This window comes from Streptomyces sp. NPDC050433, assembly GCF_044458565.1.
Taxonomy (GTDB): Bacteria; Actinomycetota; Actinomycetes; order Streptomycetales; family Streptomycetaceae; genus Streptomyces.
Map to the genome: position 1 here is coordinate 12633 of NZ_JBITIB010000032.1, position 21561 is coordinate 34193.

The following is a 21561-nucleotide window of genomic DNA, read 5'->3' on the forward strand; positions in this document are numbered from 1 at the left end:
CGTTCGCGGCCTACTGTTGAGGGGTACGCCTGTCGTGCACGGCTGCATGGGGGAAATCAGTCGCGGTGGCATGACAACGTGCCATCGCGTGATAACGGCACTGCCGGCTGTGAGAGGGACGGGAATGAAACCGACCGAGAGCGCCGCCCCGGTCTCAGTCCCGCGTGGATTCGCGGGACTTGGAGGCTTGTCGGCCCGAGTGCCCCTCGTCGTGGTGGGAGTCGCCGCCTTCGTGCTGGCCCTGGGCATCGTCCAGGAAGTACGGGACGGCCGGGCGCTCTTCCCCGGCGGCACCACGGGCTGGTCGCTCGCCGTGCTCACCGCCATCGTCGTGGGTCATCTCGTCGCCCTCGGCCGCGACCGCTGGTGGGGCGGCACGGGCTCCGGCGCCGCTCTGACTCTCGCGGTCCTTCTCCTGTACGGCTGGGTGGCCGCCGGGCTGGTCAGCCTCGCGGTCGTCGTGCTGGTCGGCATCGCCCGCCGACACCGCTGGCGGCAGGGCGCGTTGCACGGCGCCGTGGACATCCTCGGCATCGGGGCGGCGGCGCTGGTCCTGCTCGCCTTCGGCGACGTACCGACGGTCCCGAAGCCCTGGCAGCCCCTCCACTGGGGGATCGGCACCGTCCCGGAGATCGTGCTGGCGGCCGGGGCGTATCTGTTGGTGACCCGGCTGCTCCTGTGGTACTCGCAGACCCCGCAGGGCGGCGGCCTGCCTGCCGTCGCCCGAACGGCCCTCCTGCGACAGGGCCTGCTCGCCGTCGCGCTGCTCGGGATCACGCCGCTGATCTGTGTCGTCGCCGTGTCCCGGCCGGTGGTGCTGCCGCTGTTCGCCGTCCCGCTGATCGCCCTCGACTCCACCCTCTGGATAGCCAGGGCACGGGCCGAGGAGCAGCTGCGCGACCCCCTGACCGGGTTGCCCAACCGGCAGTGGCTCCTTGAGCGGACATGGACGGCGCTGGAGGAGGCCAAGACGCTCGGCGCCCGCTCCGCGCTGGTCCTGATCGACCTCGACCGGTTCCGCTCCGTCAACGACACGCTCGGCCATCTCGCGGGCGACAGACTCCTGTTGCAGATAGCGGACCGGCTCAAGCTGGCCCTGCCCCGCGGGGCGGAGGCCGCGCGGCTCGGCGGCGACGAGTTCGCCGTACTGCTGCCGCTGGTCGACTCCACGACCAGCGCGCAGCGTGTGGCCCGCCATCTCGCCGCGGAGCTGTCGTCACCGCTCGATCTGGACGGCCTGACGCTCGTCCTGGAGGCGAGCGCGGGCGTCGCGGTCTACCCGGAGCACGCGGTGGACGCCGAAGGGCTGCTCCAGCGGGCCGACGTCGCGATGTACCAGGCCAAGCGGGACCGTACGGGCGTGGAGGTGTACGAGTCCAAGCGGGACTCCAACACCCCCGACCGACTCGGCCTGTTGGGCGATCTGAGGCGCGCGCTCGACGCGGGCGACGTGGAGCTCCACTACCAGCCGAAGGTCCGTTTCGACGGCCAGGTCGCCGGCCTGGAGGCGCTTGTCCGGTGGGTGCATCCGGAGCGGGGGAGAGTGCCCCCGGACGAGTTCATCGCGATCGCCGAGTCCTCGGGCCTGATGCCCCATCTCACCGAGTACGTACTGGAGTCGGCCCTTGGCCAGGTCGCCCGCTGGCGCGCCCAGGGCCTGTTCGTCCCGGTGGCCGTCAACGTCTCGCCCCGTGACGTCCACACCCCGGGCTTCGCCGGCGCCGTCGCCGCGCGGCTCGCCCGGCACGGCGTCCCGGCCGGCGCGCTCCAGCTGGAGATAACCGAGCACGTCCTGCTGGAGGACCCGCAGCGGGCCGCCGACACCCTGGCCGGCCTGACGGCTCACGGTGTGAAGATGTCCCTGGACGACTTCGGCACGGGCTACTCGTCGCTGGTCCATCTGCGCCGTCTCCCGGTGAGTGAACTCAAGATCGACCGCTCGTTCGTGGCCCGCCTCGCCATCGACAACGAGGACGCGGAGATCGTCCGCTGCACCATCGACCTCGCCCACTCGCTGGGCCTGGTGGTCGTCGCCGAGGGCGTCGAGGACGACGAGACCTGGGAGCGCCTGCGCGACCTGGGCTGCGACGCCGTCCAGGGCTGGCTCGTGGCCGCCGCGATGCCGCCGCGCGAGGCGACGTCCTGGCTGCTGGCCCGCGGTGAGACCGGCTGGCACCGCCCGCCGCCCGCACCGGCGCTGGAGCCGCCGCGCACCGACGCGTCGGGCCCCTCCAGCCGCGTGGTGCAGTAGAGCCGCACCCGTCACCCCTGTCGGAGCCCCGATGCGGGAAACCGTTTCGTGGGCACGGTGCCGCGCCCCATAGGATTGGGTCAAAATCCCGACACTCACCCAGAGGATCGCTGCATGCCTGGCATCACGCGCGAGGAGGTCTCCCACCTCGCACGGCTGGCGCGTCTGGAGCTGAAGGACGAAGAGCTCGATCACTTCGCCGGTCAGCTCGACGACATCATCGGCGCGGTCGCCCGCGTTTCCGAGGTCGCCGACCAAGACGTCCCGCCGACCTCTCACCCGCTGCCGCTGACCAACGTCATGCGCGCGGACGAGGTACGCCCGTCGCTCACCCCCGAGCAGGCGCTCTCCGGCGCCCCGGCCAAGGAACAGCAGCGTTTCAAGGTGCCGCAGATCCTGGGGGAGGACTAACAGCCATGACGGACATCAAGACCGACATCATCCGGCTCACCGCCGCCGGGATCGCCGGGAAGATCGCCTCCGGCGAGCTGACGGCCGTCGAGGTCACCGAAGCCCACCTCGCCCGCATCGAGGCCGTCGACGAGAAGGTCCACGCCTTCCTGCACGTCGACCGTGAGGGCGCCCTCGCGCAGGCCCGCGCCGTGGACGAGCAGAAGGCCAGGGGCGAGAAGCTCGGCCCGCTCGCCGGCGTCCCGCTCGCGCTGAAGGACATCTTCACCACCGAGGGCATCCCCACCACCGTCGGCTCCAAGATCCTGGAAGGCTGGATCCCGCCGTACGACGCGACGGTCACCCGGCGGCTCAAGGACGCCGGAGTCGTCATCCTCGGCAAGACCAACATGGACGAGTTCGCCATGGGGTCCTCCACGGAGAACAGCGCGTACGGCCCCACGGGCAACCCCTGGGACCTCACCCGTATCCCCGGCGGCTCCGGCGGCGGCTCGTCGGCCTCCCTCGCCGCGTACGAGGCACCGCTCGCCATCGGCACGGACACAGGCGGCTCCATCCGGCAGCCCGCGTCCGTCACCGGCACGGTGGGCGTCAAGCCCACCTACGGCGGCGTCTCCCGCTACGGAATGGTCGCCTTCTCGTCCTCGCTCGACCAGGGCGGCCCGTGTGCCCGTACGGTCCTGGACGCGGCCCTCCTCCACGAGGTCATCGGCGGGCACGACCCGCTCGACTCGACCTCCATCGACGCCCCCGTCCCACCGGTCGTCGAGGCCGCTCGCAACGGCACCGTCGCCGGTATGCGCGTCGGCGTCGTCCGGCAGTTCTCCGGCGAGCACTACCAGGCCGGCGTCATGCAGCGGTTCGCCGAGTCCGTCGACCTCCTGAAGGAGCTCGGCGCGGAAGTGGTCGAGCTGGACTGCCCGTCCTTCGACCTCGGCCTCTCGGCGTACTACCTGATCGCCCCCTCGGAGTGCTCCTCCAACCTCGCGCGCTTCGACGCCATGCGCTACGGCCTGCGGGTCGGTGACGACGGCACCCGTTCGGCCGAGGACGTCACCGCCCTCACCCGTGAGGCGGGCTTCGGCGACGAGGTCAAGCGGCGCATCATGCTCGGTACGTACGCGCTCAGCTCCGGCTACTACGACGCGTACTACGGCTCGGCCCAGAAGGTCCGCACGCTCATCGTGAGGGACTTCGAGAAGGCCTTCGAGCAGGTCGACGTGATCGTCTCGCCGACCACGCCCACCACCGCCTTCCCGATCGGTGAACGCGCCGACGACCCGATGGCGATGTACCTTTCCGATCTGTGCACCATCCCGACCAACCTGGCCGGAAACGCCGCCATGTCGCTGCCCTGCGGCCTGGCACCGGAGGACGGTCTGCCGGTCGGACTGCAGATCATCGCCCCCGCGATGAAGGACGACCGTCTCTACCGGGTAGGCGCCGCGGTCGAGGCCGCGTTCGTGGAACGCTGGGGACACCCGCTGTTGGAGGAGGCACCGTCGCTATGAGCTCAATCACCAAGAAGGCCAAGGGCTTCAAGAAGTCGAAGTCCGGCATGTACCTGTCGATCGGTACGACCGCTTTCGGAGCGGTCAGCGTCATCAAGCAGGCCAGGATGGCCCGCGAGGACAACGACACGCTGAAGCTGATCGACGCCGCCGTCTCCGCCGCCGCCATCGTCACCGGAATCGCTCTGCTCTGCCGCGAGCTGAGGCGGCTGGGCGACGACGACGTCCTGCTGGGCTGAGCCCGCAGAGAGGGAAAGTTTCACCGTGACCGTCACTGAACACGTGTCGCTCGTCCCGTACGACGACGCTCTCGCGACGTACGACCCCGTCATGGGCCTGGAGGTCCATGTCGAGCTGGGCACCAGAACGAAGATGTTCTGCGGCTGCTCCACCGAGCTGGGGGCCGACCCCAACTCGCAGACCTGTCCCACCTGTCTCGGCATGCCGGGGGCGCTTCCGGTCGTCAACGCGATCGGCGTCGAGTCCGCCGTCAAGATCGGTCTCGCGCTGAACTGTGAGATCGCGGAGTGGTGCCGGTTCGCCCGGAAGAACTACTTCTACCCGGACATGCCGAAGAACTTCCAGACCTCGCAGTACGACGAGCCGATCGCCTTCAACGGCTATCTGGACGTCCAGCTGGACGACGGCGAGATCTTCCGCGTGGAGATCGAGCGCGCGCACATGGAGGAGGACACCGGCAAGTCGCTGCACGTCGGCGGCGCCACCGGCCGTATCCAGGGCGCTTCCCACTCCCTGCTGGACTACAACCGCGCCGGTATCCCGCTCATCGAGATCGTCACCAAGCCGATCGAGGGCGCCGGGGCGCGTGCGCCGGAGGTCGCGAAGGCGTACGTCGCGGAGCTGCGCGAGCTGATCAAGGCGCTGGACGTCTCCGAGGCCCGCATGGAGCAGGGCCAGATGCGCTGCGACGTCAACCTGTCGCTGCGCCCGCACGGCCGGGAGAAGTTCGGCACCCGCTCGGAGACGAAGAACGTCAACTCCCTGCGCAGCGTGGAGCGGGCGGCGCGGTACGAGATCCAGCGGCACGCCGCGGTGCTCGACGGCGGCGGCACGATCATCCAGGAGACCCGCCACTTCCACGAGGAGGACGGCTCCACGACGTCCGGCCGTGTGAAGGAGGAGGCGGAGGACTACCGGTACTTCCCCGAGCCGGACCTCGTCCCGATCGCGCCCTCGCGCGCGTGGGTCGAGGAACTGCGCGGCGCGCTGCCGGAGTTGCCGCGCCTGCGCCGTAACCGGCTGCGTGAGGAGTGGGGCGTCTCGGAGCACGACATGCAGTCGATGCTCAACGCGGGCGCGGTGGACCTGATCACCGCCACGATCGAGGCGGGTGCCCCCGCCGACCAGGCACGTAAGTGGTGGATGGGCGAGCTGGCGCGCAGCGCGAACGAGACGTCCACGGACCTCGCGGCGCTGCCGATCACCCCGGCGCAGGTCGCCAGGGTGGCGGAGCTGGTGGCCGCGGGCGATCTGAACGACAAGCTGGCGCGCCAGGTCCTTGAGGGCGTCCTCGCGGGCGAGGGCGACCCGGACACCGTCGTCGAGAAGCGCGGCCTGAAGGTCGTCTCCGACGAGGGCGCGCTGGGTACGGCGGTGGACGAGGCGATCGCCGCGAACCCGGCGATCGCCGACAAGATCCGCTCGGGCAAGATCGCGGCGGCGGGCGCGCTGGTGGGAGCGGTCATGAAGGCCACCCGCGGCCAGGCGGACGCGGCCCGCGTCCGCGAACTGATCCTGGAACGCCTGGGCGCGGAGGGCTGAACGGACGGGCCCGCCCTCGCGGCGGCCCGCCCTCCGGGTCGGCGAGTGCCTGCGGGGGTCGGTCCTTTGGATCGGCGAGTGCCTGCGGGGTCGGTCCTGCGGGTGGTCGCTTCTTCGGGCCGCTGGTCCCTGGGGGCGGGCCGCGCTCCGGGCCGCCGGTCCCGCAGGGGGCGCCGGTCCTGCGAGTGGTCGGTCGTTCGGGGCTCGACCCTCTGGTGGTGGGTTCCCGGTCGTGCGTTGCGGCAGCCGCCGGCCGGGACGGGAACCGTCCGCCGGGTCGCCCGGCGAACGGTGCGTCATGCTCCTCGATCGCCGGACGGACCGCGTAAAGCGGTCCGTCCGGCGATCGTGTGCGGGCGCGGCGTTTGGGGCGGGTCGCCAGGTCGCTCGGTGGGGCGGATGTACGGATGCGCTCCGCGCCCAGTGGGCGGTTGGTCCTCCAGCACCGCACGGGCTTCGTGTGGTGTCCGCCCGAAAGGTCCGCGGGGCAGCCCGGACGTACCGCGACCGCAGGCAGGCGCGGCCCACGAGCCGCGTCACCCGGCCGACGTCCAGGCTTCGCCGTGGCTGTACGTGCCACCCGCCACGCCCGCGTTGCCTGGCAGGCTCGCGCGTGGGTCGTAAGTTGGGCGGGCGTCGCGCGCAGTGCGTGGCACCGTGAACGTCCCGTCCGCCCACCAGCACTCAGGCGCCGCCCCGTGAACAGCCTCGTGGCCGAAATCGTGTCCGTCGGGCTGCTGCTCGGCGTGCTCGCCTTCGCCGTCGCGCGGCCGAGAGGTCTGTCGGAAGCCGTCGCCGCCCTCCCCGCCGCCGGGCTCGTCGTCGTACTCGGCGCCGTGTCGCCCGCCGACGCCTGGGATCAGACGCACAGTCTCCTGCCCGTCGTCGGGTTCCTCGCCGCGATTCTGGTGCTCGCCCAACTCTGCGACGACGACGGCCTGTTCGACGCGGCCGGTGACCTCGTCGCCCGGCTCTGCGGCGGAAGCCCGCGCCGACTGCTCGGTGGCGTGTTCGGCGTCGCCGCCGTCACCACCGCCGTACTGAGCCTCGACGCCACGGTCGTCCTCCTGACGCCCGTCGTCTTCGTGACGGCGAGCCGCGTCGGAGCCCACCCCCGTCCGCACGTCTACGCCTGCACCCACCTCGCGAACTCCGCGTCGCTCCTGCTCCCCGTCTCCAACCTGACCAACCTCCTCGCGTTCACCGCGAGCGGCCTGTCCTTCACCCGGTTCGCGGTGCTCATGGCGCTTCCGTGGCTGGCCGCGATCGCCGTCGAGTACGTCGTTCTGCGCCGCTTCTTCGCGGCCGACCTGGCCGTCGGGGCGCACCCTCCCAAGGAGGCCGCGCCGCGTGCCGTACCGACGTTCACGCTCGTCGTTCTCGGCCTGACACTCGTCGCGTTCGCCGTCACCTCCCTGATCGGCATCGAACCGCTCTGGGCGGCCTTCGCCGGCACGGCCGTGCTCGCCGCCCGCGCGCTGCGGCGCCGACGTACCACAGTGCCCGAACTGTTCCGCGCCGCGTCGCCGCTCTTCTGTCTCTTCGTGCTGGCACTCGGCATCGTCGTCAAGGCGGTCGTCGACAACGGTCTCGACACCGGAATCAGCCGGGTCCTCCCGAGCGGCGAATCCCTCACCACCCTGCTCGCGATCGCCGCCGTCGCCGCCCTGCTGGCCAATCTGATCAACAACCTGCCCGCGATCCTCGCCCTGCTGCCCGTCGTCGCGCCGGCCGGCCCCGGCCCCGTACTCGCCGCGCTCATCGGGGTGAATCTGGGGCCGAACCTCACGTACGTCGGTTCACTCGCCACCCTCCTGTGGCGCCGTGTCCTGCACGCACACGACTCCGCGCCCTCGCTGGGGCAGTTCACCCGGCTCGGTCTGCTCACCGTGCCCGCGACGCTGATCGCTTCGACCGTTGCCCTGTGGGGCACGCTCCAGTTGTGAGTGACGTGAAGACAACCGCCCTCGTCTGGATCAGCCCGTCCACCTGGCCCGCCTGCGTCGACGCGGCGCGCGAAAGAGCCCCCGACGACCATGTCGTCCTGCTGCACGTGGGCGACGACCGGATCGCCGCCGAGGCGCACCGCGCGTACGCGGGGCTTCTCGGCCGTGGCCATGGTCCCGAACGCGATCCGGGCAGCCGGTTGGAGGCGCTGTCCGGCGCGGCGGGCGCCGACCTCCTGGAGAAGGCGGCGCACCGGCTCGGCCGGCCCTGCGAACTGCTCGACCGGCATGGCCGTCCTCAGGAGGAGGTCGTCCGCGCGGCGGCGGAGGTGGATCTGCTGATCTGCGCGCGGGACGGTGACCGCGACCGGCCGGGTCCGCACAGCCTGGGCCCGGAGTCCCGCTTCGTGGTCGACCACGCACCGTGCCCCGTCCTGCTGGTGTGGCCGCACCAGGGCTGAGCGGCGCCGCGGTTGAGGTTGATGGCCGGTTTCGACCGTTGCGACAATGTCCGCATGACGACAGAGAGCAGGGACACGCTTCTCGCCGAAGCCGTCGACCTGCGCACACGGGGCGAGGCGGAGCAGGCTCGCGAGCGCTTGGTGACTCTCGCGCAACAGCACCCGCACGACGCGGAGGTGGCCTATCAGACCGCCTGGACGCACGACGCACTCGGCCTGGAGGCGGAGGCGGTCGCGTACTACGAACGCGCGTTGGCCGGAACGGACCTCTCGGCACAGGACCGTCTCGGCGCGCTGGTCGGTCTCGGCAGCACGTTCCGGATCCTCGGCCGCTACGAGAAGTCCGTCGAGACCCTGCGGCGCGGGCTGGCGGAGTTTCCCGGCGACGGCGCGCTGCGGACCTTTCTCGCGATGGCGCTGTTCAACACCGGGCGGCATGACGAGGCGATGCGGTTCCTGCTGGAACTGCTGGCCACGACCAGCGAGGACCCGCAGGTGCGGTCGTACCGGAAGGCCATCAGCCACTACGCCAAGGACCTACGCGAGGTCGTGGAGGGCTGAACGCCCCACCTGAACGCCCCGCTGAGCGGCCGGCCGAGCGGCTACGGATACAGGTCCCGGCTGTACGTCGCGGGGTCGTCCAGCGCGTCGAGGACGAGGTCGGCGAGGTCCGCGTAGGTCGTGCGCGGCGCGACGCCCCGGTGGGGGGTGAAGGAGCGCGGGCGGTTGCCGCGGGCCGGCCCGTGGTGCAGCACTCCGGACCGTACGACGGTCCAGTCGAGGCCACTGGTGAGGATCACCGCGTCCTGGGCCTCCCGCTCACGCAGGAGGGGGCGGGCCGTCGCACGGTACAGGGCGGCGATGGTACGGCCCGAGAGGCCGCGTACGTGGGAGCCGTAACCGGCCTCCGAGACGACGATCAGCCGCCGTACGGTCAGCTTCCGCATCGCGTCCACGATCAGCTCGGTGCCGCGTGAGTACAGAGGCGTCGTCCGGTTGCCCTTGAGGCCGAAGGCGATCACCGCCGCGTCGGCGCCGGTGAGGGCGTCGGCGACGGCGCTCTCGTCGAAGGGGCTGCCCGTCACCACCCGGTCCACGGGGGCGGTGCCCAGCCGCGCCGGTTCCCGCACCTGTGCGGTGGTGCGGTGCCCGGCGCGCGCGGCGGAGGCGAGGAGGGCCTGTCCGGTCCGCCCGGTGGCGCCGAACACGGTGACATTCATGGGCAGGTGGTCCCTGTCGTCTTCATGGGTTCATCGGGGTTCAAGGGGTTCATGGGCTTCATGGGGTCGATCACAACGAGGCGCGGTCGCCGACCCCGCACAGCTTGCGCCACGTGGCGTCCCACCGCTACTGATCCGCCCGGACCACTCGCGCGAGGTGTGCCGGGACGGGGCGGCTCTCGGACGTTCACCGCCGGGCCGTCCCCGGGTCTTCCCGCCGCCACCCGCGGTGGCTAACTTCCGGGCCGTACCCCTTGACTCGGGAGGATCTCTTGGCCACGGACATTTCACGGCGACGGCTCTTCGCGCTCGGTGGTGGCGCCGTCGGCGCCGCCGCGGCGGGATCCGTACTGCCGCCGTCCCTGCGGGCCGCCATCGCCGCGGAGGCGCCGGCCGGGGGACTGGACGCCGTCAGACATGTCGTGGTGCTCATGCAGGAGAACCGGTCGTTCGACCACTACTTCGGCACGCTGCGCGGCGTACGGGGCTTCGGGGACCCCAACGCGGTGGAACTGCCCACCGGCCGCCCCGTGTTCGAGCAGCCGGGCGCCGCCGCCGCCGGCGGCGGCACCGTCCTGCCGTTCCCCGTACGCGAGGCCGCCGAGACGCAGCGCAAGGACCTTCAGTACATAGGCGACCTCGACCACTCCTGGAACGGCGGCGCCAAGGCGTGGAACAACGGCTGGATGGACGGCTGGGTCTCCGCCAAGACCGCCGCCACCATGGCGTACTACGACCGCGCCGACATCCCGCTGCACTACGAGCTGGCCGACACCTTCACGATCTGCGACGCCTACCACTCGTCGGTCCACACCTCGACCAGCCCCAACCGCAACCACCTGTGGAGCGGCTGGACCGGCTACGAGGCGGACGGGCGCCGCGCCGTCGGCAACGACGCGTACGCCGAGGGCACCCATCCCGGCTACGCGTGGCCGACGTACGCCGAGCGGCTGGAGAAGGCCGGGCGGAGCTGGAAGACGTACACGGAGTGGGAGAACTTCACCGACAACAACATCGAGTTCTTCACCTCCTTCAAGAAGATCGCGCACAAGGCGCTCGCCCCGGCGCGTGCGCTCGAAGGCGGCAGCGGCTTCACATACATGGAGGCCTTCTACGCCGCCGTGCGTGACACCGACGACACCGCCGTACGGGCCGGGCTCCTCGCCGCGCTCGACGAGGGCGTCGCGACGCTCACCGCCCACGAGTGCTCGCTCTTCGAGCGCGGCCTGCGCCGCGTCGAGACGGGCACCCTCGCGGCCGCGTTCCGCGCCGACGTGGCGGCGGGGAAGCTGCCCGAGGTGTCGTACCTGGTGCCCTCCGCCGCCGACTCGGAGCACCCCGGCGCGTCCTCCCCTGTCGCCAGCGCGAGCCTCGTCTACCAGGTGCTCGACGCCCTCGGCGCGCACCCGGACGTCTGGCGGCACACGGTCGTACTGATCAACTACGACGAGAACGACGGGTTCTTCGACCATGTCCCGCCGCCCGTGCCGCCCGTGGACGACGCCGACGAGCGCTGGGAGGGCCGCCCCACGGGGCTCGGCATCCGCGTGCCGCTGCTCGTCGTCTCGCCCTGGACCGTCGGCGGCTACGTCTGCTCGCAGGTCTTCGACCACACCTCGGTCGTCCGCTTCCTGGAGAAGTGGACCGGCGTGCGGGAGCCCAACATCACGCCGTGGCGGCGCGCCGTCGCCGGCGATCTGACCTCCGCCTTCGACTTCGGCCGGGGCCGGCCGCGCCCGGACGTCGAGCAGCCGGGCCCCGTACCGCCGTTCACGGGGCGCTGGCGGCCGGTGCCGCCGGTCGTGCAGCGGATGCCGGCGCAGGAGCCCGGCACCCGGCCCGCCCGCCCGCTGCCGTACCAGCCGGACGCCTACGGCCGCCTCGTGAAGGACGGCGGCGGCGGGGAGCGCGTTCTGCGGCTCGATCTGCGCAACACGGGGCGGGCGAGTGCCCACTTCGCGCTCTACCCGTACGCCGGTGAGTTCGACGTCCCGCAGCACCGCGACGTAAGGGGCACGGCGCAGTGGACGGTGCCCCTTACCGGCGACGCGTACCGCTTCACGATCACCGGTCCCAACGGCTTCCGCCGCGAGTTCGCCGGCCCCGTCGCGGGCGGCGGCGCGGAAGTCACCTCCTCCGTCGACCACCACGACCGCGATCTGCACCTCACCCTCCGTAATGAGGGTGATCTGCCCGTCACGTTCACGGTGCGCTCGCTCGGGTACGCCGACGAGGCCGATCTCGGCGACTGGAAGCGCGAGTTCACGGTCAAGCCGGGACGCAGCCGCCATGTCGTGCACTCGGCCGCCGACGCGCACGGCTGGTACGACATCGAGGTGACGGCCGGCGGCCGGGGCTTCCGCCGGCGGCTGATGGGCCACGTAGAGAACGGGAAGCCGAGCGTCTCCGGCTGAACGCTGGGTGCTGGACGCTGAACCGGAATTCTCACGTCCTCTTGATCGAACAGCAGGTCAAGCTGTGTGAGGATCCCCACCAAACCGGCAAACGATCACGATTTGATGTCAGAGTTGGCTCTCCGGACCACGCAGGGGAGCAGACCGTTGGCAGCAGTCGCGCGGTGGTGCGTCAGGCACCGGCTCCTGGTCGTACTCCTGTGGCTGCTGGCCCTCGGCGCCACCGCCACCGGCGCCGTCGTCGCCGGGACCTCGTACTCCAACGACTACGAGGCTCCCGGCACCGAGTCCGGCCACGCCGTCGACCTCCTGAAGAGCGGCTTCCCCGACCGCGGCGGCGACAGCGACACCGTGGTCTGGCACACCGAGCGCGGCTCCGTCCGCGCCGACGACATCGAACAGCGCATGGGCGTCACTCTCGGTGAGATCGCCAAGCTGCCCGGAGTGGCCGGCGTGATGAGCCCCTACGTCGTCACCGACGGCGCCGGAGTCGCGCCCGGCCCCGAGGACGGCGAGGGCGCCCGTCAGATCAGCGAGGACGGTCACACCGCGTACGCGGTGGTGACCTTCGAGCAGCAGGTCGACGACATCCCCACCGCCCAGGCGCAGGCCCTCGTCGACACGGCCAAGAAGGCGGCCACCGACGACCTCCAGGTGGAGCTGGGCGGCAGCGCCGTCGCCCTCACCGAAGGCACCACGGCGCACACGGCGGAGATCGTGGGCGTCGCCATCGCCGCCGTGGTCCTCTTCCTCGCCTTCGGCTCGCTCGCGGCCAGCGTGCTGCCCATCGCCACCGCGCTGGTGTCCGTCGGGACGGCGTACGCCGGCATCGCCCTCCTCGGCCACGTCATGACCGTCGCCGACTTCGCGCCCATGCTCGGGCTGCTCGTCGGCCTCGGCGTCGGCATCGACTACGCGCTGTTCATCGTGACCAGACACCGCAAGGGCCTCAAACAGGGCCTGACGGTCACCGAGGCCGCCACGGAGGCCGTCGTCACCACGGGGCGCGCCGTCGTCTTCGCCGGGGCCACCGTCTGTATCGCGCTGCTCGGCATGCTGGTGCTGCGGCTGAGCTTCCTCAACGGCGTCGCGGTCGCCGCCTCCGTCACCGTCGCGCTCACGGTCGCCGCGTCCGTGACGCTGCTGCCGGCCCTGCTGTCGTACACCGGCACGCACGCGCTGGGCCGCCGCGAGCGCGCCCGGCTCGCCGCACACGGCCCGCGGCCCGAACTGCCCACCGGCTTCGCCGCCCGCTGGTCCGCCTTCGTGGAACGCCACCCCAGGCTGCTCGGCGCCGCGGCCGTGGTCGTGATGGTGGTGCTCGCCCTGCCCACGTTCTCGCTCCATCTGGGCACCTCCGACCAGGGCAACAACGCGGCGTCCAGCACCACCCGGCAGGCGTACGACCGGCTCGCCGAGGGCTTCGGCCCTGGCGTCAACGGCCCGCTGACCCTCGTCGCAGAGCTGGACGGCGCCGACGACCGGCTCGCGATGGACCAACTGCCGGACACGTTGCGTGAGTCGGAGGGCGTCGCCTCCGTCGGGCCCATCGTCTTCAGCGGCAGCGGCGACCGGGCGCTGCTCACCGTGGTCCCCGATTCGTCGCCCCAGTCGAAGGACACCAGCGACCTCGTCGACCGCCTCCGTACGGAGGTGCTGCCCCGCGCGGAGGACGGCACCTCCCTGGACGTGTCGGTGGGCGGGGTCACGGCCGGCTACGACGACTTCGCGGAGGTCGTGGTCGGCAAACTGCCGCTGTTCGTCGGCGTCGTCGTCGCGCTCGGCTCTGTGCTGCTCCTGTTCGCCTTCCGCTCCGTCGGCATCCCACTGAAGGCGGCGCTGATGAACGTCGCCGCCGTCGCCTCGTCCTTCGGGATCGTCGTCGCCATCTTCCAGTGGGGATGGGGGAGCGAACTCCTCGGCCTCGGCAGCGCGGGCCCGATCGAGCCGTTCCTGCCCGTGATCATGGTCTCCGTCCTCTTCGGCCTCTCCATGGACTACCAGGTCTTCCTGGTGAGCCGGATGTACGAGGAGTGGCTGGCGACCGGCGACAACAGGCGCGCCGTACGCGTCGGCCTCGCCGAGACCGGCCGAGTGATCAACTCGGCCGCCGTGATCATGATTTCGGTCTTCCTCGCCTTCGTCCTCAGCGGGGACCGTGTCATCGCGATGTTCGGCATCGGGCTGGCGGCGGCGGTCGCGCTGGACGCGTTCGTCCTCCGTACGCTCCTCGTGCCCGCCCTGATGCATCTGCTGGGCGGTGCCAACTGGTGGCTGCCGAAGGCGCTGGACCGCCGGCTGCCCCGGATCAGCATCGAGGCGCCCGCCGCCCGCCGTGCTACGTCTGGGAAGATCCCCGCGCGGCGCGACGAGCACGCGGTACATGCGGAGCATGTACCGCGGTGAGCCGGCCGCACCTGAGCCGACCGGACCGGAGGACTGCGCATGTTCGCGATATCACTGGGTGACGACGGGGCGGAACTGAGACCTCTGGAGCCGTGGCAGGCCGAGGAGTTCCTCGCGCACATGGACCGCGCCCGCGACCTGGTCGACCAGCACGTCGGGCTCGCCCAGGTCGTGTCCGACCTAGGCTCGGCGCGCGCGTTCCTCCTCCGGTACGCCGAGAAGCAGGCCGCCGACGCCGGACGGGTCTATGGGATCTGGCTCGACGGCACCCTCGTCGGCGGCGTGATGTTCCGCCTCTTCGACGCGGCGAGCGGCACCTGTGAGGTCGGCTGCTGGCTCGAACCGGCGGCGACGGGGCGCGGTCTGGTGACCCGCGCGGTGCGGGTGCTGATCGACTGGGCGGTGGACCGGCGCGGCATCCACCGCGTGGAGTGGGTGGCGTCGTCGGCCAACCTCCCGAGCATCAGGACAGCCGAGCGGCTCGGTCTGCGGCGCGAGGGGGTGCTGCGGGGAAGCGGCCTCCACCACGGGCTTCGGCAGGACAACGAGATCTGGGCCGTACTCGCTCCGGAGTGGCGTGAGCGGCGACGGGACACCGCTTGAGAAAACTCTCATGGATCTCTCATACGGGGCGCCTACCGTGCGGCGCATGAACCCCACGACCAAGCCAGAGAAGTCCGCTGACGACAGCGGCGACAACGAGGCGGAGCGCCCCGTTCCGGCTGCTGCCGAGATCAACGACGCGCCGGGCCCGAGCCTGGCCAAAGAGCCTGGGGAAAGCCCTTCGGCGGGCGCCGCGGAAGGCGTGAGCAAGACCGGCACGACCGGTGACGAGGGCGCCCGCCGCGCCGAAGGTGCCGACGGCGACGGCGTCACCACGGACGACGGTGACGACGGCGACCTGCTGGACGACGACCTGGACGGCGAGTACACGCCGCCGCCCTCCAGCGGCCTCGCCGCCGCGTCCGCGGCGCTCATCTCCCTGCTGCTCTCGCTCGTCTCGCTCATCGGCACCTGGTCCGGCAAGGTGATCTCCGAGCGCGAGACGCTCGTGGGCCAGATCGACCTCGGCCAGACCGGCACGCCCGAGCAGCAGATCTCCGAGATCTACGGCGACGCCTGGCACGCCGTCGCCCTGACCAACGGAATCTTCGCGGTACTGGCGCTCATCGCCGGCCTGGTGGCGCTCGGCCTGCCGCAGCGCAAGAGCTGGGTGCGCCCGTTCGCCGTGGCCGGTATCGCGCTCGCCGCCCTCGGTCTGCTGATCTCCGTCGGCATGTACTTCGACGTCTTCGTGTCCCTGCCGGAGCCGCCCCCGGCCGCCCCGCCGGCCACCGGCTGACGCGAATCCCGCGCGGCGCCCTCAGCGGGCCGCGGTGCTCCGGGTAAGGGCCTTAGGCCGTGGCGCGGCCCCCGGCCCGCCCGCCTAAGGCCCCCGCGCCGCGAAGATGCGGCACTCGCCCGATGCGTGCGTACCCCCTGGGAGACGAATGTTGAGGCATCGCAGGACGCCGGAACACTTCGTGACCAGGGAGTCGAGATGTTCGAGTACGAGATGCACCAGATGCGGGCCGCCGAGCTGATCCGGGAGGCCGACAACCGGCGGCTGATCCGCAAGGTCCGCCAGGCCCGCAAGGAGGCCGCGCGCGCTGCCCGTAACGAGGCCGAGGGGCGGGTGGAATCGCACCGCGGCCGCTACGTGAGTGCGGCGTGACGGGGTCGCGGAGATGGCCGCCCGTCCCGACCTCCTGAAGAAGTCGGATCCGCGGTCGCCGCGGGTACCACCGGTACCCGCGGCGACCGCGATAACGAGTGCCGCACTGTCGTACCCCTGTGCGATCCTCGGGACCGTGGAGACCAAGTCCGTGAGTCCGGTGTTCGTCGGTCGCGACCGCGAGCTGACCGCACTCACCGAAGCGCTCGCCCGCGTCGCCGCGGGCGAGCCGCAGGCGCTGCTCGTCGGCGGTGAGGCGGGCGTCGGCAAGACCAGGCTCATCGAGGAGCTGATCTCGGTGGCCTGCGGCGACAACGCGGTGGTCGCGGTCGGCGGCTGTGTGGAGATCGGCGGCGACGGACTTCCATTCGCGCCCTTCTCCGCCGCCCTGCGCGGCCTGCGGCTGCTGCTGCCCGAGGAGATCGCCAAGGCCGCCGAGGGCCAGGAAGGCGAACTGGCCAGGATCCTCCCCGAGTTGGGCCCCTCGGCGAGCGGCGCCCTGGGCGAGCACGGCACGGCCAGCCTCTTCGAACTCACCGTCCGGCTGCTGGAGCGCGTCGCCGCAGACCGCACGGTCGTCCTGATCCTGGAGGACCTGCACTGGGCGGACGCCTCCACCCGCCACCTGCTCGCCTATCTGTTCCACACGCTGCGCCGCGGCCGGCTCCTCGTCATCGCCACCTACCGCGCCGACGACATCCACCGCCGTCACCCGTTGCGCCCGCTCCTGGCGGAGCTGGACCGGCTGCGCACGGTCAGCCGTGTCGAGCTGTCCCGCTTCAGCCGCGCCGAGGTCCGGGGGCAGCTGCGTGGCATCCTCGGGGACGAGCCTGCGCCGAGGCTCGTCGACGAGATCTACGACCGCTCCGACGGCAACGCGTTCTTCGTGGAAGAACTGGCCGTCGCCTTCGAGTCCGGCTGCCGTTCCGGACTCACCGACTCGCTGCGCGATCTGCTGCTCGTGCGCGTCGAGACACTGCCGGAGAACACCCAGCGAGTGGTCCGGATCGTCGCCGAAGGCGGCGCCACCGTCGAGTTCCCCCTGCTGCTGGCCGTCGCGCAGCTCTCCGAGGACGACCTGATCGAGGCGTTGCGGGCGGCCGTCGGCGCGAACATCCTGCTCATCACGGCGGACGGCGACGGCTACCGCTTCAGGCACTCGCTCGTCCGCGAGGCCATCAGCGACGACCTGCTCCCCGGTGAACGCTCCCGGCTCAACCGCCGCCTCGCCGAAGCCCTGGAGGCCGACCCCTCCCTCGTAAGGGGCGACGAGCGCACCACCCGCCTCGCCAGCTACTGGTACTACGCGCACGACGCGGCGAAGGCCCTGCCCGTCGTCCTGCTCGCCTCCGTCGAGGCCCGCAGGCGCTATGCCCACGCCGAGCAACTGCGGCTGCTGGAGCGCGCCATGGAGCTGTGGGACGCCGCGCCCGAGGACGTACGGGCCTGCCTCAGGCCCCCGGACGGCACCGAGGTCTATCCACCCGCCACCGAAGGGGCGAGCGGCCCTCTGCGCTATCTCGACCTGCTGGCCGAGGCGACCGTCGCCGCCCGTTCGGGCGGCGACCGCGAGCGCGCCCTGGCGCTCTCCAAGAAGGCCATGCGGGTGCTGGAGACGGTGGACGACCCGCTGCGCGCCGCCTGGTTCTGGACCCAGCGCTCACGGCTGGTGTCGGACCTCTCACGCGGCGACGGCTGGGCCGAACTGGCCACCGCGCAGGACCTGGTACTCGGCCTGCCCCCGTCCGCCGTGCACGCCTCGGTCCTCTCCGACGTCGCGAGCTGGGGCGCCCTGCACCGGCCGGGCCCCAACAGCCTGGCCGCCGCCGACCGCGCTGTGGAGTACGCCCGCCTCGTCGGCGCGGAGGACATCGAACTGAACGCCAGACTCACCCGCGGCTGGCTCACCACCGAGGCGGGATCCATCGAGGAAGGACTCGCCGAGCTGTACGCGGTACGGGACCGCGTCTTCGAACTGGGCAACGCCGCCACGCTCGTCCTCCTCGGCCGCATCACCATCAATCTGCCGTCCACACTGGAGGGCGTCGGCCGCTCCGAGGAGGCGGTGGCCGCCGCCGAACTCGGCATCACCCTCTGCCATCAGCGAGCCCTGCCCGACAAGGAGGCCTGGGTCCGGGTCAACCTGAGCGAATCCCTCTTCTCGCTCGGCCGCTGGAGCGAGGTGCGGACGGCGATCGACGAAGCCGCCCAGATCGCGCACGCCCCCAAGGCGCGCGCCCTGGTGGCCGTAAGGCGCGCGACGTTCGCCCTGGGGCGCGGCGACGCCCCCGAGGCTGAGAGCCAGGTGGCCCTGGCCCGCGCGGTCTTCGGTCCGCACGACCCGCAGCCGCAGCACGTCATCGCACCGGCCAGGCTGGCGATGGTCAGCGCCGCGCGGCAGGGCCGGCTCGCCGAGGCCCGCGCCGAGTTCGAACAGGTCGCCGCACAGGGCTTCCCGCCCGGCATGCAGCGGTACGCGCTGCCGCTGCTCTGCTCCGCCGCCGGGATGGAGGCGGACGCGCGCGGACTGCCGGAGGCCGACGCGGGCCGGGAGGCGATCCTGGCGACCGTCCGTCATCACGCGAAGCGGCTGCCGGCGATCGTCCCGATCTGGCAGGCGTACGCCCTCATGCTCGAAGCCGAACTCGCCCGCGCCGACGGGATCGTCGCCCCGAAGCTGTGGGCCCGCGCGGTGGCGGCCTTCGAAGCGCTGGGACGGCCGTACGAACTCGCGGACACGCGCCACCGCTGGGCGGCGGACCTCCTCGCGGCGTCCGCCGACCGGGAACAGGCCGCCGCGCTCCTGGTCCAGGCCCACACCACGGCGAAGCGGCTGGGCGCACGGCACCTGGTGGAGCAGACCGAACTCCTCGCGGGCCTGGCGCGGATCAGCCTCTCCACCACCCCGCGACTCGCCCCGGCACCCACCCCCGACGCCGACGCCCTCGGTTCACTGGGCCTGACCCCCCGCGAACAGGACGTCCTGCGCCGGGTCGCCGAAGGCCGCAGCAACCGTCAGATAGCCGAGGAGCTGTACATCTCACCCAAGACGGCGAGCGTGCACGTCTCCAACATCCTGGCCAAGCTGGGCGTCTCGGGCCGCACGGAGGCGGCGGCGATGACCCACCGCCTCCACCTCTTCGACGACCTGGAACCGACCCCCACCCAGCGCTCGGCGTGACGTCGGTCCACTACGTCACGTCCACCCGGAGGATCTTGTCGTCTCCCGGCTTCGGAGTGCCCCGGCCGTCCGTGTTGCTGGTCAGCAGCCAGAGCCCCCCGTCCCCGGTCGCCAGCACCGTCCGCAGACGGCCGTACTTGCCCTGAAGGAAGGACTGGGTGGCGGCGGACGGTTTTACGCCGGCCAGGGGGATCCGCCACAGCCGCTCGCCGCGCAGGGCGGCCATCCAGATGGACCCCTTGGCGAAGGCGATACCGCTCGGTGACGCCTCGTCCGTGGGCCACTCCTCCACCGGGTCGACGAAGCCCGGCTTCCCGCCCTTGCCCTCGACCTCCGGCCAGCCGTAGTTCTTCCCCGGCTCGATCAGATTGAGTTCGTCCCAGGTGTTCTGCCCGAACTCCGACGCCCACAGCCGCTTCTCGGAGTCCCAGGCGAGACCCTGCACATTGCGGTGCCCGTACGTGTACACCACCGAGTCCGCTTGCGGATTGCCGTGCACCGGCTGGCCGTCCGGGGTCATCCGCAGAATCTTCCCGCCCAGGGACTTCTTGTCCTGCGCGAGGCCCGTCTCACCCGTCTCGCCCGTACCCGCGTACAGCATCTTGTCCGGGCCGAAGGCGATCCGGCCGCCGTTGTGGATGTTGCCCTTCGGGATGCCCCGCAGGATCGTGTCGGGCGCGCCCAACTGCTGGCCCACCGGCCTCTTCGGGTCGTACAGCATGCGGGCGATGCGATTGTCCGAGTCCGTCGTGAAGTAGGCGTACACATACGTGTCCGAGGCGAACGACGGGGAGATCGCGAGGCCCAGCAGACCTCCCTCGCCGCCGGGGGAGACCCCGGGCACCTGACCGACCTCGGTCTTCTTGCCGTTCTCCACGTCGACCCGCGTGATCGTCCCCTCGTCGCGCGAGGAGACCAGCAGATCGCCCTCGGGCAGCGCCGCCAGGCCCCACGGCGAATTGAGGTCCTCGGTCAGCGTGGACATCACCTTCGCCGAGCCCTTCGCGGGCGGCGCCGACGGCTTCGCCTCGCCCTCCGGAGACGTCGACCCACCGGACGCCGACACGGACGGCGAACCGGCGGGGCCCTCCGACGTCGGCCCGCCGTCGGAGGACGAGCACGCGGTCACCACGAATAGCGCCGCTGCGGCCAACACGGCCGTCACTGGAGCACGTTGCACGGTCTTGATCCCTTCGACGGCTGCGTCTCCACGTTTCATACACCGCGGCCTCCGTACAGGTTCCCATCGACGCGGAATCAGTGCCACGACTCCCGCGCCGCGGGCAGCGAGCCGATCTCCGCCAGATCCGCCGCCGACAGTTCCAGCCCGGCGGCCCCCGCGTTCTCCACCGCCCACCGCTCCCGCTTCGCCCCCGGAACAGGCACCACCTGGGGTCCGCGCGCCAGCACCCACGCCAGCGCCACCTGCGCCGGCGTCGCCCCGTGCCGCCCGGCGACCCGCCGCAGTCCCGCCACCACCGGCTGGTTCGACGCCATCATCTCCGCCGTGAAGCGCGGATGTCTGGCGCGTACGTCGTCCGGCTCGAACCCCTGCCCAGGAGTGAGCGTGCCGGTCAGATAGCCGCTGCCCAGCGGCATCGCCGCCAGAAACCCGACGCCCCGCGCCGCGCACCACGGCAGCAGCCGCTCCGTCGCCTCCCGCGACCACACCGACAGCTCCGCCTCCACCGCGCTCACCGGAAACACCTGCTGCATCCGCTCCAGCAGCCCGATCGTCGCCCCGTAGCGGTCCGTGCCGGTACGGCGCGACGCGCGGGCGTCCACCGCGCACATCCCCAGGGCCCGCACCTTTCCCGCCGCCACCAGCTCCGCCATCGCGCCCCAGGTCTCCTCGACCGGCACTTCGGGATCGGCCCGGTGCAGCTGGTAGAGGTCGATCACATCCGTCCGCAGCCGGCGCAGCGACGCGTCGCACGCCCGGCGCACATAGCCGGGACGGCCGTTGGCGACGATGTGCTGATCGCCCACCAGCAGGCCGCACTTGGTGGACACGAACGCCTCGCCGCGCCGTTCCTCAAGCACCCGCCCCAGCAGCAGCTCGTTGGTGAACGGGCCGTACATGTCGGCCGTGTCGAGCAGCGTCGTACCGGCGTCGAGCGCCGCGTGCACCGTGCGTGACGAACGGTCGCCCCGCTGCTCGGAGGCGCTGTAGCCCCAACTCATCGGCATGCAGCCGAGTCCGACGGCGCCCACCGTGAGTCCTGTCGCACCGATCGTCCTGCGCTCCAACTGCCCCTCCCCTC

At 71.7% G+C, this 21561-nt stretch carries 17 protein-coding genes; 14 read left to right on the forward strand and 3 right to left on the reverse strand.

The window, feature by feature from the left end; all coding sequences use genetic code 11:
* Positions 1–124 precede the first annotated feature (124 nt).
* The 8 genes from ACIBLA_RS30780 (at position 125) to ACIBLA_RS30815 (ending at position 8923) form a co-directional block, all read left to right on the forward strand.
* A complete protein-coding gene (locus ACIBLA_RS30780) occupies positions 125–2251 on the forward strand; it encodes a bifunctional diguanylate cyclase/phosphodiesterase (protein WP_363246401.1) in 2127 nt (708 codons plus the stop codon).
* Positions 2252–2365: 114 nt separating this feature from the next.
* Positions 2366–2662 carry an Asp-tRNA(Asn)/Glu-tRNA(Gln) amidotransferase subunit GatC gene (gatC, locus tag ACIBLA_RS30785; protein ID WP_363246400.1) on the forward strand — a complete coding sequence of 99 codons (297 nt, stop codon included), beginning with the start codon at positions 2366–2368 and terminating at the stop codon, positions 2660–2662.
* Positions 2663–2667: 5 nt separating this feature from the next.
* The gene (gene gatA, locus ACIBLA_RS30790; RefSeq protein WP_363246399.1) at positions 2668–4173 is read left to right on the forward strand and encodes an Asp-tRNA(Asn)/Glu-tRNA(Gln) amidotransferase subunit GatA; all 1506 of its coding nucleotides are present in this window, start codon (positions 2668–2670) and stop codon (positions 4171–4173) included.
* Entirely contained in the window at positions 4170–4412 is a 243-nt protein-coding gene (locus ACIBLA_RS30795; RefSeq protein ID WP_363246398.1) for a hypothetical protein, read from the forward strand. Before gatA ends, ACIBLA_RS30795 begins: the two co-directional genes overlap by 4 nt.
* A 25-nt stretch (positions 4413–4437) precedes the next feature.
* A complete protein-coding gene (gatB, locus tag ACIBLA_RS30800) occupies positions 4438–5955 on the forward strand; it encodes an Asp-tRNA(Asn)/Glu-tRNA(Gln) amidotransferase subunit GatB (RefSeq protein WP_363246397.1) in 1518 nt (505 codons plus the stop codon).
* A 698-nt stretch (positions 5956–6653) separates the two neighbouring features.
* Positions 6654–7901, forward strand: coding sequence for an SLC13 family permease (locus ACIBLA_RS30805; RefSeq protein ID WP_399200520.1), 1248 nt, complete (start codon positions 6654–6656; stop codon positions 7899–7901).
* Positions 7898–8362, forward strand: coding sequence for a universal stress protein (locus ACIBLA_RS30810; RefSeq protein ID WP_363246395.1), 465 nt, complete (start codon positions 7898–7900; stop codon positions 8360–8362). The genes ACIBLA_RS30805 and ACIBLA_RS30810 overlap by 4 nt, the downstream gene beginning before the upstream one ends.
* Positions 8363–8416: 54 nt before the next feature.
* On the forward strand, positions 8417–8923 hold the full coding sequence (locus ACIBLA_RS30815; RefSeq protein ID WP_363246394.1) for a tetratricopeptide repeat protein: 507 nt from the start codon (positions 8417–8419) through the stop codon (positions 8921–8923).
* Between the two features lie 41 nt (positions 8924–8964).
* Here the strand turns inward: ACIBLA_RS30815 and ACIBLA_RS30820 are convergent, their stop codons facing one another.
* A complete protein-coding gene (locus tag ACIBLA_RS30820; protein WP_399200521.1) occupies positions 8965–9582 on the reverse strand; it encodes an NAD(P)-dependent oxidoreductase in 618 nt (205 codons plus the stop codon).
* Between the two features lie 272 nt (positions 9583–9854).
* Between ACIBLA_RS30820 and ACIBLA_RS30825 the strand changes: the two genes are divergently transcribed.
* From ACIBLA_RS30825 to ACIBLA_RS30850, 6 genes are all read left to right on the forward strand, one after another.
* Positions 9855–11996, forward strand: a complete 2142-nt coding sequence (locus ACIBLA_RS30825) for a phosphocholine-specific phospholipase C (protein ID WP_399200522.1) — start codon at positions 9855–9857, stop codon at positions 11994–11996.
* 147 nt (positions 11997–12143) lie between these two features.
* Positions 12144–14402, forward strand: a complete 2259-nt coding sequence (locus ACIBLA_RS30830) for an MMPL family transporter (protein WP_399200523.1) — start codon at positions 12144–12146, stop codon at positions 14400–14402.
* 39 nt (positions 14403–14441) lie between these two features.
* Positions 14442–15005 (forward strand): GNAT family N-acetyltransferase, encoded by a 564-nt coding sequence (locus ACIBLA_RS30835; RefSeq protein ID WP_399200524.1) that lies wholly within the window; start codon positions 14442–14444, stop codon positions 15003–15005.
* Positions 15006–15051: 46 nt separating this feature from the next.
* The gene (locus ACIBLA_RS30840; protein WP_399200525.1) at positions 15052–15744 is read left to right on the forward strand and encodes a hypothetical protein; all 693 of its coding nucleotides are present in this window, start codon (positions 15052–15054) and stop codon (positions 15742–15744) included.
* 198 nt (positions 15745–15942) lie between these two features.
* Positions 15943–16116, forward strand: coding sequence for a hypothetical protein (locus ACIBLA_RS30845; RefSeq protein ID WP_363246388.1), 174 nt, complete (start codon positions 15943–15945; stop codon positions 16114–16116).
* Between the two features lie 160 nt (positions 16117–16276).
* A complete protein-coding gene (locus tag ACIBLA_RS30850) occupies positions 16277–19297 on the forward strand; it encodes an AAA family ATPase (RefSeq protein WP_399200549.1) in 3021 nt (1006 codons plus the stop codon).
* Positions 19298–19307: 10 nt separating this feature from the next.
* Here ACIBLA_RS30850 and ACIBLA_RS30855 read toward each other — a convergent pair whose 3' ends face one another.
* Entirely contained in the window at positions 19308–20462 is a 1155-nt protein-coding gene (locus tag ACIBLA_RS30855; protein ID WP_399200526.1) for a PQQ-dependent sugar dehydrogenase, read from the reverse strand.
* A gap of 92 nt (positions 20463–20554) precedes the next feature.
* Positions 20555–21547, reverse strand: a complete 993-nt coding sequence (locus ACIBLA_RS30860) for an aldo/keto reductase (protein WP_399200527.1) — start codon at positions 21545–21547, stop codon at positions 20555–20557.
* Between the last annotated feature and the right edge of the window lie 14 nt (positions 21548–21561).